A 12690-nucleotide genomic window follows, 5' to 3' on the forward strand; every position below is an offset into this window, starting at 1 on the left:
GTGTTCTCTGGCTATACTCTGGCAACGATAAAAACAACGACGACAGGCAAAAAATAATGAGAACAGTCAAGGTTTACCAGGAAGCGTGGCCGCTCCATACCCCGTTTGTGATTTCACGTGGTACACGCAGCGAAGCGGTGGTTGTGGTGGTCGAATTGGAAGAAGACGGCATTAAAGCGGTGGGCGAATGCACCCCGTATCCGCGCTATGGCGAGAGTGTGGAATCGGTGCTGGCGCAAATCACCACGGTGATTCCCCAGTTGGAAAAAGGAATCACGCGTGCCCAACTGCAAGATGCGCTGGCGGCGGGTGCCGCGCGTAATGCCATTGATAGCGCATTGTGGGACTTAGAAGCCCGACGCAAACAACGCACGCTGTCTCATATTGCGGGTGTCGAACTCCCGGAACTGGTGACCACCGCACAAACCGTCGGTATTGCTGAACCTGAACAAATGGCCGCCGCCGCGAAACTGCTGTGGGATAAAGGCGCGCGCCTGTTAAAGGTTAAAATTGACGACCGACTGATCACCGAGCGCATGGTGGCGATTCGTGCCGCTGTGCCAGAAGCGGTGATTATCGTTGATGCCAACGAAGCATGGAAAAGTGACGGCCTGGCGGCGCGTTGCCAGTTACTGGCCGATCTGAATGTGGCGATGCTGGAACAGCCGCTGCCTGCCGGGCAGGACAGTGCGTTGGCGAACTTCATCCATCCATTGCCAATTTGTGCGGATGAGAGCTGCCATACTCGTGAAAGCCTTGCCGGGCTGAAAGGGCGCTACGAAATGGTGAACGTCAAGCTGGATAAAACCGGTGGTTTGACCGAAGCGTTGGCCTTAACGCAAGCCGCGCGCGAAGCAGGATTTGATGTGATGTTGGGCTGTATGCTGTGTACGTCGAGAGCTATCGCCGCCGCATTGCCGCTGGCGGCGAAAGTCCGCTTCGCCGATCTCGATGGCCCAACCTGGCTTGCGGTAGACGTTGAACCCGGTTTGCACTTTGAAACCGGGAAACTTTATCCGTAGGGCGGTTATTTTTGCCAGTGCAGTAAGCCCATCATGGCATCCAGATACCGCTCACTCGCTTCGTCAGCCGAGATGGGCGGGAATTCTGCGGTAATACAAGGCAGGTCTAAATCGGCACACCAACTGCCAAATGACCCCGGTGTTTCGTAACCCACGCTGGTCACTAACGGCAGCGCAAACTCTTTCGCAAGCCATGCGCCAAGCGGGGAGTTATCAGGATCTTCAATACAGCCTAACGGATCGTGGAAAGAGACAATCCATGCAGGTTGTAACGTATGAATCAGCTGACATAATGCGGCGGTTTCTGGCTCAGAGCCGGGCTTTTTGCCGGTCGATAACACCACGTCGCGTGCGTCGGCGCTGCTGTTCCAGCGATAAACGGTTTCGCCAGATTTCCAGTTTGCCGCCGGGAAATTACGATTTAAATCCACACCGTTGGCATTGGCGCGTAAACCCAGTTGGCAACCGTCAGGATTCACCGCCAGCACAACGTGATGACGGCGGTGTTCGGGTTCCAGGGTGCGCAGTGCGCAAGACAACGTGACCATGGCCGCATTTTCATCGCCATGCGTGCCTGCAATGATTAAGCCGCTGCGTTGTTCACTCGGGGCGGCCGGGAACCAGATAAGCGGCGCGCCGAACACAGATTTGCCATAACGCTCGGAGCCTTTCGGCAAATGACCACGTTGTGAACGAGGGCGGTGGGCTGACATAGCATTCCTTAAATCGACTCAAATTTTTAATGCTGATAGTAATAGCAGTGATTTAAAAAAAACTCATCTGAAACAATCTCCTGACAGACCCGTTCATCCTTTGCGCCGATATTCACAAAAACCTCACCGGGAGGCGATTTTCGTCACGTTATTTATTTTTGTTATTGGCAAAACAGTTGATTGCGTTACATTGTTTGTCTGTCACTGGCGTGAGCGTAGTGCTGGCCCAAACAAAATTATTCATAAGGGTAAAACATGAAAAAGCGTTTTTTGACTACTTGTTGCGCATTAGCCATTGCCAGCCTCTTTTCTAATGCCTGGGCGGCGGATGTCCCCGCTGGTACTAAACTCGCGGCTGACCAAACTCTGGTTCGCCATATTAAAGATGAACCGGCTTCACTTGATCCCGCCAAAGCCGTCGGGTTGCCAGAAATTCAGGTGATCCGTGATTTGTTTGAAGGCCTGGTTAACCAGAACGAGAAAGGGCAGCTCGAACCCGGTGTCGCCACCAAATGGCAAAGCAACGACAACCGCACCTGGACCTTTACGCTACGTGACAACGCGCGCTGGTCTGATGGCTCACCGGTTACCGCACAAGATTTCGTCTATAGCTGGCAGCGTTTGGTTGATCCGAAAAATACCTCGCCATTTGCCTGGTTTGCCGCCCTTGCTGGCATCAACAACGCACAGGCCATCATTGATGGCAAAATGCCTGCGGATAAACTGGGCGTGACGGCGGTTGATGATAGAACGCTGCGGATTAATCTCGATAAGCCCGTACCATATTTCCCGAATCTGACCGCTAACTTCTCGCTCTATCCGGTGCCAAAAGCGGTAGTTGAGAAATTCGGCAATGACTGGACCAAACCAGGTAACCTGGTCGGCAACGGGGCATATGCGCTCAAAGATCGCATCGTGAACGAAAAACTTGTGGCGGTGCAGAACAAGAATTACTGGGATAACAGCAAAACAGTGATCACCGAGGTGACCTTCATTCCTATCAACCAGGAATCTTCAGCCACCAAGCGTTACCTGGCGGGTGACATTGATATCACTGAGTCATTCCCGAAAAACCTCTATCAAAAGCTATTGAAAGATATTCCGGGCCAGGTTTATACGCCGCCACAATTGGGCACCTATTATTACGCCTTTAACACTCAGAAAGGCCCGACGGCTGACGCGCGTGTGCGTCTTGCCCTGAGCATGTCGATTGACCGTCATATCATGGCTGAAAAGGTATTGGGTACGGGTGAGAAACCGGCGTGGCGCTTTACGCCAGATGTGACGGCGGGCTTTACGCCAGAGCCTTCTCCGTTTGAACAGATGAGCCAGGAAGAAGCCAATGCGCAGGCTAAAACACTGCTGCAAGCAGCAGGCTATGGTCCGAACAAACCGCTTAAATTAACGCTGCTGTATAACACCTCCGAAAACCATCAGAAGATTGCGATTGCTGTAGCATCGATGTGGAAGAAAAATCTTGGTGTGGATGTGAAGCTACAAAACCAGGAGTGGAAAACGTACATCGATAGTCGTAACACCGGTAACTTCGATGTGATTCGTGCATCGTGGGTGGGGGATTACAACGAACCTTCGACGTTCCTGTCGCTGTTAACTTCAACGCACAGCGGTAATATTTCGCGCTTCAACTCCCCGGAATATGACAAAATTCTGGAGCAGGCAAGCCAGGAAACAACCGATGCCGCGCGTAATAAAGATTACAATCAGGCGGAAAAAATCCTCCAGGAAAAAGCTCCGATCGCACCGATTTACCAGTACACCAATGGTCGCTTGATCAAGCCATGGCTGAAAGGGTATCCGATTAATAACCCTGAGGATGTGGCTTACAGCCGTACCATGTATATCGTGGCACATTAATTAAATTTTGATTTAACGGCCCTGACTTTCATCAGGGCCTTTTTGTTTCATCACGAAACAGAAGTGGCGTAACCCCCGGCAATAAACCAGGTGATAAACACGATTGCGGCCACGATGATGGCTATTGGGAACAAAACGCCAATTTTCATTTTCTTCTCATTCTTCAGTGTGGAAAAGTTGCCACTGGTTCCGGCCTTGTTCTTTGGCCTGATACAGCGCCGCATCAGCTTGCGCAATCAGTCGCGTAGCAGACATGCCCGGCTCCCAAATCGCGATACCGAGACTCATTGTGACGCAGGGTAAGACGAGCGACCCGGCATGAGGAATTGCGAGTGCTTTTAAGTTCTGTAGGATACGTTCTGCCACGTCAATCGCCTGCTGCGCAGTGGTATCAGGAAGCAGCATAATAAACTCCTCGCCTCCAAACCGCGCCACAACATCTTGTGTCGAACGAACCGCATCTTCAAGGCATTGAGCGACTTTTATCAGACATTCATCACCGGCCTGATGACCGTAATGGTCGTTATATTTTTTGAAGTGATCGACGTCTAACATAATCACTGACAGCGACGAGTTGCATTGTTCCTCTCGTTGCAGCGCTTTATCCAGCAACAGATGGAACACACGTCGATTGGCAATCCCGGTTAACGGGTCGCGGTTCGCCAACGTTTGTAACTGCGTTATCAAATCTCTGTTTTCATGCTCACGGCGGACGGCCAGAATAAACCAACCGCACAAAATCCGGCGGCCCGACTCAAACAACCCCGCCAGCAGGATATACAACAGCGCATTGAGCACCGTGAGATCAGAAGGATAAACAAAGTTACAGATAAGAATAACCACCCAAATGGGCAGGGTGAAACTCAGTAAAACGCGGGTATCAAAATAGAGTGAAATCAGCGCGGTGAAAATCAGCAACGCGGCGAAGGGGAACACAATCCGCGAATCGCCGCTGGCAATGAAGATGTAAAAACAACACACCCAAAGAGCGCTGATGCCCAGTAATGCCCCGTGCAGGCATTTACTCAGCCACTCGGCGTGTTGATCGGGGGCCATTCGCAAAAGGAAAATCACCGAAGACGAGATGGCGAGTATCAACCCCATAAGCAGTTCAAGCACGGGGTATGATTGCGTGATGTTGGCGATTTGTTGTATCGGCGAAAAGTAATGTCGGCCTAAAATGAATAGACAGAACAATAGGTTAATCCACAAAAACCAGACACCACTGATCGTGATCGCACGTTGCCGCATGACCTTAAGGCGAAAATCTAAATTGGTGTAAGTTCTGCGTACATCTAGCAAACATCATCTCCGTATGCCCTGGTGGCATTGCTGTATCCGAAAAACAACAGAAATGTAACATTTTTTATTGAGCAAATTCAGGAAGTTTGCATATTTTTCCGAGTTACATAACAAAAGAAGACGGCTAGACTGACAACAGAAATGTGGCAATACGTGGAGAAATGCTTTGGAAACCATTAAAGGGCACGATTTAAAAGTGCCGGACGCCGTATTAGCCTGGCAACTCGATGGCAATGGCGGCGTCGAAACCATCGAAGATAACGACACTATCGATGCTGCACATCCTGGTTGGTTGCATTTAAATTATACCCATACCGATAGTGCAAACTGGCTGGCGACCACACCATTACTGCCCAATTATGCCCGTGATGCGCTGGCCGGCGAAAGCTTGCGCCCGCGTGTGACACGTATTGGCGAAGGGACGCTCATCACGTTGCGCTGCATCAATGGCAGTACCGATGAACGCCCCGACCAACTCGTCGCAATGCGCTTATATATCGACGAGCGGCTTATTGTCTCAACGCGTCAGCGCCGGGTACTGGCACTTGATGACGTGGTGAATGACCTCAAAGAGGGCGCTGGTCCGGCCGATACGGGCGGTTGGCTGGTGGATGTTTGTGACGCGCTGACTGACCATGCCAGCGAGTTTATTGAGCAGTTGCATGACAAAATTATCGATCTCGAAGATAACTTACTCGATCAACAAATCCCTCCACGAGGTTTTCTGGCGTTACTGCGTAAACAGCTGATTGTGATGCGCCGTTATATGGCGCCGCAGCGGGATGTCTATGCGCGTCTTTCGAGTGAGCGATTGCCGTGGATGACCGATGATCACCGTCGTCGGATGCAGGATATTTCCGACAGGTTAGGGCGCGGGCTGGATGAAATCGACGCCTGTATTGCGCGTACTGCTGTGATGGCGGATGAAATCGCCCAGGTGATGCAAGAAGCGATGGGGCGTCGAACCTATACCATGTCATTAATGGCGATGGTTTTCCTACCAAGCACATTTCTGACGGGGCTGTTTGGCGTGAATTTAGGCGGCATTCCAGGCGGCGGCTGGCATTTTGGTTTTAGCCTGTTTTGCATCATGTTGGTGGTTCTTATTGGCGGTGTTGCCTGGTGGTTACATCGCAGTAAATGGCTGTAAAATTTAACATTTTTAACAAGGTGCTTACTAAAAAAGGCTGCGATAATTGAGCCAGGTCAATAACTGGAACGCCGGTTCAAGGCACTATCTCTCTCGCAGGTGAATGCAACGTCAAGCGATGGGCGTTGCGCTCCATATTGTCTTACTTCCTTTTTTAGAATTACTGCATAGCACAATTGATTCGTACGAGCCGACTATTAGTCGGCTTTTTTTTGTCTGCGATTTGTTGACTATGCTTAAAGGGAAGGTACAAAACTGGAGGCCATAATGACTTTTTATCGAAGCTTATTCATGAGCGACCCGACATTCCCGAGCGAACCCACGCCTGTGCCCGATCCGATACCCAGGCCGCAGCCGATACCCGACCCGCCGCTTGATCCCGATCCAAAACCGATTATCGACCCGCCGCCGCACATGTGAAGGTTTCCCTCTCCGCTGCCGGAGAGGGACGATATGACTATTTTATTTCGAGGATATCGAGGCGTTGCGCAGGGGATTCACTGTCTTCGTCTTCTGGCTGCCAGCCCGCAGGCTGCATCGGCAATTCTTCGCGGTCGAACGCTAAATCACCACCATCGACAACTTCCGCACCGTGTTTCAGGCCTTTGAAATCAAACAGCGTGGTATCGCACATATGCGAAGGCACCACATTTTGCATCGCGCTGAACATGGTTTCGATACGGCCAGGATAACGTTTATCCCAGTCGCGCAGCATCTCGCCAATCACCTGGCGCTGGAGGTTTGGCTGTGAACCACACAGGTTGCACGGAATAATCGGGTATTCACGCGCGATGGCGAAACGCTCAATATCTTTCTCGCGGCAGTAGGCCAGCGGGCGAATCACAATGTGCTTGCCGTCATCACTCATCAGTTTTGGTGGCATGCCTTTCATTTTGCCGCCGTAGAACATATTCAGGAACATCGTCTGAAGAATGTCATCGCGATGGTGGCCAAGGGCAATTTTCGTTGCCCCTAACTCGGTTGCGGTGCGGTAGAGAATGCCACGGCGTAAACGAGAGCAAAGCGAGCAGGTGGTTTTCCCTTCTGGGATCTTGTCTTTTACGATGCCGTAAGTGTTTTCTTCGACAATTTTGTACTCCACACCAATGCTTTCCAGGTACGCAGGCAGAATGTGCTCAGGGAAACCGGGTTGCTTCTGGTCGAGGTTAACCGCCACCAGGCTGAAATTGATTGGCGCGCTCTGCTGCAAATTACGCAGAATTTCCAGCATGGTGTAGCTGTCTTTGCCACCAGACAGGCAAACCATAATGCGATCGCCTTCTACAATCATGTTGTAATCAGCGATAGCTTCGCCCACGTTACGACGCAGACGTTTCTGTAATTTGTTCAGGTTGTATTGTTCTTTCTTAGTAACTTCTTGTTTATCTTGCATTTAGTTGACGCTCTAACTCGAAAAGGGGCACCGCAGGGGCATAGCCATGCTACATGGCGTGTATGGTACGGATTGCGGCGACGAAAGTCAGCACGAAATGAAGTAAAAAGCGTTTCTTAATGGCGTGGTTTTAATGAGATTAGAATAAGTTTGCCCTATTAAAACCTTATTTATTGCATGGATAATTTCACTTATGTATTATGCGCCGCCGGCCAATCTTTATAATCCCTATGTGATTATGAAATGAAGGGTCAGGCATGCGTTAAAAACCGCCACTAGCTCATCGGGAAGAGCGGCAACCTCTGTGTTGTAGTACGGGGTTCGAGGCTCCGGTGGCGGACCAAAGCAAAATCTCTTTTACTTCACTCTCACCACACTATTTGCTTCACACAATCCCGTTATGCATCTGGTTTTTCATAGCGCGGCAACTGCGTAATCTCATAGGTACTTGTGCTCAGCACGACGCAGCGATCTGGCTCAGGGTTGCCGGAATAAAACATGAAATAGGTCTGTTTTCCCGGGAAGAACACCAGGTCATCTCCATTTTGAAAACGTGTGACGCGGAAAGGGACATCATTCTGGGTTTTGTTCTGTCTGACTCCGGAGGCAACCTGAAAGTGTTCGTCCCATTTCATTGTCGTGAGGCTATAAGCAAAACGCGAAATCACCATATTTTCACGCATTGAACATGAAAGTCGGGTTGCTGTGGCGGCAAATACAGAAGAATGAACGAGGCCTAAAAGGCTTAATAAAAGAACAAATTTCATGAGACACCTTGTCATCTAATGTAGGTAACAGAAGGGTAACATGAATCGCCATAGAATTTAAATTTGCGCAATTCATATTCTTTAGATGATTTATCTAATGAAACTGAAGGTTCGCGGAACTCAAAACCGGGGAGGGATATATTCGCAGGTGGGTATTAATTCGGGGAGGGGTTAACCTGATTGATAATTTAGTAAATTGCTTCTAGCTTATCCAGAAAATAAAAAGAGTGGGTTGGTACATCAAGAGCATTAACCAGCAACATTAACCAGGCCAGAACCACAAGAACTAAAATGATAGCGGCGGCTTTGAATCCCTGAATCATAAAATATTTTATCGTACAATGAGTTAGATTATTTAAAGCCAGTGCATAGCACTGGCTATTTAACTTACTTAGAGCAATAAACGCGTGCATCACGTGGGGTATAAATACCAAACGTGATAAAGCCGAGGAAACCGTCAGCAAACGTCTGCTGAACTTCTGTGCGTACCACTTTATCTGCACCGCCGCATACCGCTGCCGCATCAACAGTTTTGGTTTGACCAATACCGCTTACAAAGAAGTGATGTGTCGTGGTTTGCTGTGGTTTCTCAGCAATATCTTTATTAATCGTGAAGGTTTGCTGCGCACAGCCAGATAAAACCAGAGAAGCAACAGCCGCTATCATTAACTTTTTCATAACAATCCCTTTGTTTATTTGTAGTAACCGCGCGCAGAATCGCATTGTAATTATTAATAAGAAATCCGACCAGTTGTTGGTATAAGAATTATCTTGCCATTGTTTTGGATTTGTTTATATCGCATCAAATTAGACGATTTGGATTAACCTTTATCGATCATTTGAAAGATTTAATACTGAAGTCATGATTATCAGGGTAAATCAGGTCTTATCACAGCGTGTGACTTGAAATGGCAGCCCTAATTTGCTGGAAACTGCCGCGTTGCAGCGACGAATCTGCTAATATGCGCGCCAGACGCTGTCTGACAGCCCATTAATTGAGAGTATAACTGTGACATCTTTTTCTACCCTAAACGTTCTGCCAGCAGAACAACTCGCCAACCTCACCGAACTTGGTTATCACACCATGACGCCTGTTCAGGCGGCTGCATTACCCGCGATTCTGGCTGGGAAAGATGTCCGCGCACAGGCGAAAACCGGCAGTGGCAAAACCGCTGCATTTGGCCTGGGCTTACTGCAACACATTGACGCAAATCAGTTTATTACTCAGTCGCTGGTGTTGTGCCCGACTCGCGAACTGGCTGACCAGGTAGCAAAAGAATTACGCCGCCTGGCACGCTACATGCCGAATATTAAAGTGCTCACGCTTTGTGGCGGGCAGCCGTTTGGTGCCCAGCGCGATTCGCTGCAACATGCTCCGCATGTGATTGTCGCGACACCTGGCCGTTTGCTGGATCACCTGAAAAAAGAGACCGTCAAGCTCGATGCCCTGCAAACGCTGGTGCTGGACGAAGCAGACCGCATGCTGGATATGGGATTTGCTGACGCCATTGACGAAGTGATTAGCCATGCGCCGCAAGATCGCCAGACCCTGCTTTTCTCTGCTACCTGGCCGACGGCTATTGCATCCATTAGCTCCCGCGTGCAGCGTTCGCCAGAAACCATCGAAATTGATTCCGTAGATGAATTGCCTTCTGTAGAGCAGCAATTCTATGAAATCTCCCGCAGTGGCAAAATTAGCCTGTTGCAGAAACTTCTTAGCAAGCATCAACCTGCGTCTTGCGTCGTCTTCTGTAACACCAAGAAAGATTGCCAGGCCGTTTGTGATGCGCTAACCGAAAGCAACCAAAGCGTGCTGGCGCTGCATGGCGACATGGAACAGCGCGATCGCGATCAAACGCTGGTGCGTTTTGCCAACGGCAGTAGCCGCGTGCTGGTCGCAACGGATGTTGCAGCACGTGGTCTGGACATCAAAGCACTGGAAATGGTGATTAACTACGAACTTTCCTGGGACCCGGAAGTTCACGTTCACCGTATTGGTCGTACCGCTCGCGCCGGTGAAAGTGGCCTGGCAATTAGCCTGTGCGCACCTGAAGAAGCCCAGCGTGCCAGCGTGTTAGCAGAGATGTTGAACTTGTCTTTGAGCTGGCAGCCCGCGCCTACAGCCGGAAGCATCAAACCGCTGGAAGCGACTATGGCGACGTTGTGCATCGACGGCGGTAAAAAAGCGAAAATGCGTCCAGGTGATATTCTCGGTGCGTTGACCGGTGATTTGGGACTGGATGGCGCAGATATCGGCAAAATTGATGTGCACCCGATGCACGTTTATGTCGCGATCCGAGAATCTGTAGCGCGTCATGCGTGGAAGCAATTGCAGAGTGGTAAAATTAAAGGCAAATCCGTCAAAGTGCGTTTGCTGAAGTAAGTTTTTAACACCGCTCCCTGCAACATTAGGGCAGGGGGCGGTTAATTCTATTCTTTCGCGACCGCATCCAGTACCCGCACCAGTTGCGTGACGAAACCGTACTCGTTATCGTACCAGGCCACGGTTTTAACCAGTTGCAAATCACCCACTTCAGTCACTTCCGTCTGCGTGGCATCAAACACCGAACCAAAATTCGTGCCGACAATATCGGACGACACAATTTCCTCGTCGGTGTAGCCAAATGATTCATTGCCGTCGGTCGCTTTTTTCAGCGCCGCATTAATCTCCTCGACCGTTACCTTCTTATCAAGAATCGACACTAATTCAGTGACCGAACCGGTCAGCGTTGGCACACGTTGCGCGTGACCTTTGAGTTTGCCCTGAAGCTCAGGGATCACCAGACCAATGGCTTTTGCCGCGCCGGTTGTATGCGGAATGATATTTTGCGCAGCCGCACGCGAAGCGCGCAGATCTTTACCTCGCGGGCCATCTACCAGCGATTGCGTGCCGGTGTATGCATGGATGGTGGTCATGGTGCCGACTTTAATCCCAAAGTTGTCGTGCAGCGCTTTTGCCATTGGCGCGAGGCAATTGGTGGTACATGAAGCGACGGAAAGAATTTTATCTTCCGGGGTAATCGTGTTGCAGTTGACGTTAAAGACGATGGTTTTCATATCGCCAGCAGGGGCGGAGATCAGCACTTTCTTCGCTCCGGCATCCAGATGTGCGCTGGCTTTTTCCTCGGAGGTATAGAAACCGGTGCATTCGATGACTATCTCAACGCCGACTTTTCCCCAGGGAATGTTTTTGGCGTCTTTCTCGGCATACACCGCAATTTTCTTGCCGTTCACAATCAACGCGTCGTCGGTGTAATCCACCGAGCCGTTGAAATTGCGGTAACTGGAGTCGTGTTTTAACAAATACGCCAGCACTTCAGGCGAGGTGAGATCGTTGATAGCAACAATTTCAACTTCGCTTTTGGTTTCAAGAACACGGCGTAACACCAGGCGACCTATACGACCAAAGCCATTGATACCGACCTTTTTCATGAACTGCTCCTCAATTTTAGCTTTTGTGAGGGTAACTTCCGAAATCAACTCTTAGTGATAGTTCATAAAACCATCAGCTGCAAACCTATACCGGTAACCACAAACGCTACCAGACGTACTGGAAACGTACCGTCCAGTTACTGACATCGGGTGAATAAGACCGCTTTTGCACCGTATCTGAATAAGCAATCAGCCCACCTAACTCCGGGGATAACTGAAAACCAATTGTAGCGCCTAACAGATTGTTATTTTGTCGATTATCTTGCGGGGCGCCGTCAATTTTAGTTTCGCCTCCCACACTCCAGGTCGTATCGATGGATGCCCACAACGCTTGATTAAAGTTGTAGCTGTAATGCCCTTCAATGGCCCACTGTGGGCGCTGTGCCAGCGTCTGATTACCGAGGTAATCATCGTTATTGGTATAGAGTGAAACCCAGGTATTCACTTCAATCCAGGTGGGGCCGATAGGTTTGCCAAAAGCGAGTTCAGGTTTGAATACCCAGCGGTTGGCACCGGTGTTAATCAACCTATCTTTGTCGTAATCACCGGTAGGGGCTGTGAGCCAGAACGCTGCGCTGAGAAAGGTTTCTGGTTGCCATTTAGCGAATTCTTCGCGACTTAAAGCAGGTGCGCCAAACAGGTTATGAACCAGGATAAATTGCGTATCTCCCATTCCATGTCGCTTATGTTCACCGTCCAGCATCACTGCGTCATCAAGTGTGGCGCGAATATCGGCATACGGTTGCAGGATTTGAATGCCCGAAGAGCGGCCATCAATTGCAAACGAGTGGGCATAACGAAGGATATAGACATCCGCTTTGATGGTGGAACCGTCGATGGGCACCGAAGTATCCAGCGACGTATTTGCCTCTACATGACTGTAATAACCAAAGACCAAATCTAAATCTTGCGGCATATTTTGCCAGTCGCGGGCATTATCGGCGTCAGCGCAAAACGACATTAGCGACAGCACCAACCCGCCCGCGCATATAGCGCGGGTTGAACCATAATAGCTACCCATAAAAGTTCCTGACTA

13 protein-coding genes are annotated in these 12690 nt (G+C 49.9%); 5 read left to right on the forward strand and 8 right to left on the reverse strand.

The features are described from left to right. Positions 1 to 56: 56 nt before the first annotated feature. Positions 57 to 1022: an L-Ala-D/L-Glu epimerase gene (gene ycjG, locus DY231_RS11710; RefSeq protein ID WP_115628513.1), complete on the forward strand. Its 966-nt coding sequence runs from the start codon at positions 57 to 59 to the stop codon at positions 1020 to 1022. Positions 1023 to 1027: 5 nt separating this feature from the next. Here the strand turns inward: ycjG and mpaA are convergent, their stop codons facing one another. Beyond that, the gene (gene mpaA, locus DY231_RS11715) at positions 1028 to 1735 is read right to left on the reverse strand and encodes a murein tripeptide amidase MpaA (protein WP_115628514.1); all 708 of its coding nucleotides are present in this window, start codon (positions 1733 to 1735) and stop codon (positions 1028 to 1030) included. 255 nt (positions 1736 to 1990) lie between these two features. Between mpaA and DY231_RS11720 the strand changes: the two genes are divergently transcribed. After that, positions 1991 to 3610: a peptide ABC transporter substrate-binding protein gene (locus tag DY231_RS11720; RefSeq protein WP_115628515.1), complete on the forward strand. Its 1620-nt coding sequence runs from the start codon at positions 1991 to 1993 to the stop codon at positions 3608 to 3610. Positions 3611 to 3660: 50 nt separating this feature from the next. On the opposite strand, the gene DY231_RS25130 is transcribed toward DY231_RS11720, so the two are convergent. Then, positions 3661 to 3759 (reverse strand): YoaK family small membrane protein, encoded by a 99-nt coding sequence (locus DY231_RS25130; RefSeq protein ID WP_147295643.1) that lies wholly within the window; start codon positions 3757 to 3759, stop codon positions 3661 to 3663. A 7-nt stretch (positions 3760 to 3766) separates the two neighbouring features. Continuing rightward, positions 3767 to 4861 (reverse strand): GGDEF domain-containing protein, encoded by a 1095-nt coding sequence (locus DY231_RS11725; RefSeq protein ID WP_115628516.1) that lies wholly within the window; start codon positions 4859 to 4861, stop codon positions 3767 to 3769. A 217-nt stretch (positions 4862 to 5078) separates the two neighbouring features. Here DY231_RS11725 and zntB point away from each other — a divergent pair, with 217 nt between their 5' ends. Both zntB and ynaL read left to right on the forward strand, forming a co-directional pair. Continuing rightward, the gene (gene zntB / locus DY231_RS11730) at positions 5079 to 6062 is read left to right on the forward strand and encodes a zinc transporter ZntB (RefSeq protein WP_115628517.1); all 984 of its coding nucleotides are present in this window, start codon (positions 5079 to 5081) and stop codon (positions 6060 to 6062) included. Between the two features lie 267 nt (positions 6063 to 6329). Continuing rightward, the gene (ynaL, locus tag DY231_RS25215; protein ID WP_156104874.1) at positions 6330 to 6482 is read left to right on the forward strand and encodes a proline-rich small protein YnaL; all 153 of its coding nucleotides are present in this window, start codon (positions 6330 to 6332) and stop codon (positions 6480 to 6482) included. 37 nt (positions 6483 to 6519) lie between these two features. Here ynaL and ttcA read toward each other — a convergent pair whose 3' ends face one another. The 3 genes from ttcA to DY231_RS11745 form a co-directional block, all read right to left on the reverse strand. Continuing rightward, positions 6520 to 7455: a tRNA 2-thiocytidine(32) synthetase TtcA gene (ttcA, locus tag DY231_RS11735; RefSeq protein ID WP_115628518.1), complete on the reverse strand. Its 936-nt coding sequence runs from the start codon at positions 7453 to 7455 to the stop codon at positions 6520 to 6522. Between the two features lie 398 nt (positions 7456 to 7853). Continuing rightward, positions 7854 to 8222 carry a hypothetical protein gene (locus DY231_RS25410; protein ID WP_232062578.1) on the reverse strand — a complete coding sequence of 123 codons (369 nt, stop codon included), beginning with the start codon at positions 8220 to 8222 and terminating at the stop codon, positions 7854 to 7856. A 387-nt stretch (positions 8223 to 8609) separates the two neighbouring features. After that, positions 8610 to 8900, reverse strand: a complete 291-nt coding sequence (locus DY231_RS11745) for a Bor family protein (protein ID WP_115628519.1) — start codon at positions 8898 to 8900, stop codon at positions 8610 to 8612. Between the two features lie 331 nt (positions 8901 to 9231). Between DY231_RS11745 and dbpA the strand changes: the two genes are divergently transcribed. Further along, complete coding sequence (gene dbpA, locus DY231_RS11750) at positions 9232 to 10605, forward strand: ATP-dependent RNA helicase DbpA (RefSeq protein ID WP_115628520.1); 1374 nt, start codon at positions 9232 to 9234, stop codon at positions 10603 to 10605. Positions 10606 to 10652: 47 nt separating this feature from the next. Here the strand turns inward: dbpA and gap are convergent, their stop codons facing one another. Beyond that, complete coding sequence (gap, locus tag DY231_RS11755) at positions 10653 to 11654, reverse strand: type I glyceraldehyde-3-phosphate dehydrogenase (protein ID WP_115628521.1); 1002 nt, start codon at positions 11652 to 11654, stop codon at positions 10653 to 10655. Positions 11655 to 11760: 106 nt separating this feature from the next. Further along, positions 11761 to 12675, reverse strand: coding sequence for a transporter (locus DY231_RS11760; RefSeq protein ID WP_172588686.1), 915 nt, complete (start codon positions 12673 to 12675; stop codon positions 11761 to 11763). Positions 12676 to 12690: the final 15 nt, after the last annotated feature.

Source organism: Buttiauxella agrestis (genome assembly GCF_900446255.1).
In the GTDB taxonomy this organism is placed as follows: Bacteria; Pseudomonadota; Gammaproteobacteria; order Enterobacterales; family Enterobacteriaceae; genus Buttiauxella; species Buttiauxella agrestis.